Source organism: Priestia sp. P5_B4 (assembly GCF_056400385.1).
The window spans coordinates 1-2,265 of sequence record NZ_JBFULJ010000628.1 but is presented as its reverse complement, the minus strand read 5'-3'; the positions used below and the strand labels follow the sequence as shown (position 1 = coordinate 2,265).

Here is a 2,265-nt window from a genome sequence, read left to right as displayed (position 1 = left end):
CGGTGAGATAGCGCTACCGCTAGAGATAATTTCATCGACATGCCGCGTGAAAACGTATGTATTTTTTTATCTTCCGGCAGTGAAAAAGATTGAATCAACCGGTGAAAATCAGCTTCTTCCCAAGAATTAAATAGTTTCTTAAAAACATTGTTTAGCTGTTTTATGGTCAAAGAAACCGGCAGATTAATCGCATCAAACACGACGCCAATATCTTCTTTAATCGCGGCATCTGTATTCAAATTGTCTTCACCAAATATTTCGACAGTTCCGCTATCTCTCGAAATTAATCCTAATACTGCTTTAAACGTCGTAGATTTCCCCGCTCCGTTATCACCAATAAATCCCACAATCGATCCAGGAGGTACATGAAATGAAACATCTTTTAAAACCTCATTTTGGCCAAACGATTTTGCCATGTTTTTAACTTCTAAAAGATTTGTCATTTGCTCACTTCACTTTCTCTATTAGTAGAGTTAGGTGTAATCATAGAAAGTAACTGATTTAGTTATTTTGACGGCACTTTAAATCACCTTTTATTTACAAAAATGACTATTTAATACCAATTATAGCTAGTAAACTAGAAAAAGTCGATGATAACATAAAGGCTTGCTGCCCCTTCGTTTGTTTTTGATGACCGTAATATGTATGACAACATCTGCCTGTACTATTATATTCACTTATTGAAAGTACAAATAAAAAAAAGGATCTGCTATATAAGATCCTTTTTTCTTCACTATAATTGATGACCCTGCTTTTTTTCTTTTTCACTTAATACGCAGTCGATTATAAAACCAAGAATAAGTCCAAGGGCTACCGGTATTAAACCGCCTTTTGCTTCCATTTGAAAATTTTCCGGTTCATTTACATAAATCCACTGAACTGACAGTAACGAAATATGAAATGTGTTTCCGATAAAAAACAAAAGTGCTATTGTGCTAAATGTTACGCCGAATGAAATGATGTATTTCTTCACTGTACCCCCTCCTTTCATTAAAAGGCTAATCCCAATGGAGCAACCTCTTAGTTTCTTTATTCCACTTCAAACACTGCCTTTTCTTAAAAAAACTTCTTTAATACAAAAGACTGAAAAATCATAAACAAACTGCCCGTCATCCAGTATAAAACGAGACCAGACGGTGAAAATATTCCAAATGAAAGCACCATGAGGGGCGAAAGAATTTGAGATAACACTGCGTGCGATTGATTCATTCCTTCTACATCACTTTGCGTGACTTTTGACTGTAAGTACGTAGCCACTGCCGCAGCGATTGGAAGAATAAAATACAGATCTACATGTCCTAAGTCAAGCCACAAAAAAGATGGTGCGCTAATTTAATAGCAGCATGCACAAAGAATGCCGTCATAATCGCAAATGATAAATACAGAAAAGCATCCGGTATAAACAATTCCATTTTTTCACATCCTTGTGGATTATTATATCTTATTTTCCTTAATTTAGGTTAAATGTTTTATGAAGCAGATTTAATCTAAGATAGCCCACAAAATCGATTTCCTTATAGAAGTCAAAAAACAGGTTTCTTTTTGTACATGTCATCATACATTTGACGAAACGGCGCATAGAAAATATACCGGGAAACATATAATTCTAAAAATTTCTACTTTTATTAGTAAAAAGGATATTATTCCTTTTTATGGTATAATCAAAAAAATATCATTTATAGGGAGTGAAACTATTGGAAACTAATACAAAACCTCAAGTAAACACGCACTCTATTGTTTCTCTAACTCTAGGTATCCTGTCCATTTTTATTCCAATCATCGGGTTTATTACAGGTATTATCGGCATTATCTTCTACAAAAAAGCATCAAATCAAATAGCTGCTACCAACCAAAGCGGTAAAGGACTCGCAATTGCCGGGCTGATTTGCAGTATAGTAGGCGTAATTTCTCAGCTGTTCTTTGTATTGGGGATTATTACGTTTGTATTTGGGGGAACGACTGTAGACTATGAATAAAACAGGTAAATTAAAAAATGTAAGAAAATCTTGGTTTAGATAAGGTTATTGGAATTTCTATATAAAAGAATAAAAGCTTGATTTTCGACTATCCGAAGATCAAGCTCTTTAAATTTAAATGTTAACTGTGAATCATTGTTACTACACCTATAGCTTTTAATGTAAATTGCAAAGGAGAATAAAAAATTAAACCCATCGTTGAATCCAAAATAAAAGAAATCATAATTGTTTTACTTACATTATTACTAGTAATCTCTATGTTGATTAACTGTTCTAGCTATTTTAATAG

General features: G+C 33.5%; 4 protein-coding genes. 1 reads left to right on the top strand and 3 read right to left on the bottom strand.

Annotated features, from left to right (window positions below; all coding sequences use genetic code 11):
• The 3 genes from AC1DRF_RS23920 to AC1DRF_RS23910 form a co-directional block, all read right to left on the bottom strand.
• Window positions 1-443, bottom strand: a 443-nt coding sequence (locus tag AC1DRF_RS23920; protein WP_477741866.1) for an ATP-binding cassette domain-containing protein, incomplete at its 3' end; no start/stop codon positions are given.
• 290 nt (window positions 444-733) lie between these two features.
• Window positions 734-973: a hypothetical protein gene (locus AC1DRF_RS23915; protein ID WP_427075839.1), complete on the bottom strand. Its 240-nt coding sequence runs from the start codon at window positions 971-973 to the stop codon at window positions 734-736.
• Window positions 974-1,056: 83 nt separating this feature from the next.
• Window positions 1,057-1,314, bottom strand: a complete 258-nt coding sequence (locus AC1DRF_RS23910) for a YidC/Oxa1 family membrane protein insertase (RefSeq protein ID WP_477741865.1) — start codon at window positions 1,312-1,314, stop codon at window positions 1,057-1,059.
• A 380-nt stretch (window positions 1,315-1,694) separates the two neighbouring features.
• On the opposite strand from AC1DRF_RS23910, the gene AC1DRF_RS23905 reads away from it, so the two are divergent.
• On the top strand, window positions 1,695-1,976 hold the full coding sequence (locus AC1DRF_RS23905; RefSeq protein WP_427075837.1) for a DUF4190 domain-containing protein: 282 nt from the start codon (window positions 1,695-1,697) through the stop codon (window positions 1,974-1,976).
• The last annotated feature ends 289 nt before the right edge of the window (window positions 1,977-2,265 follow it).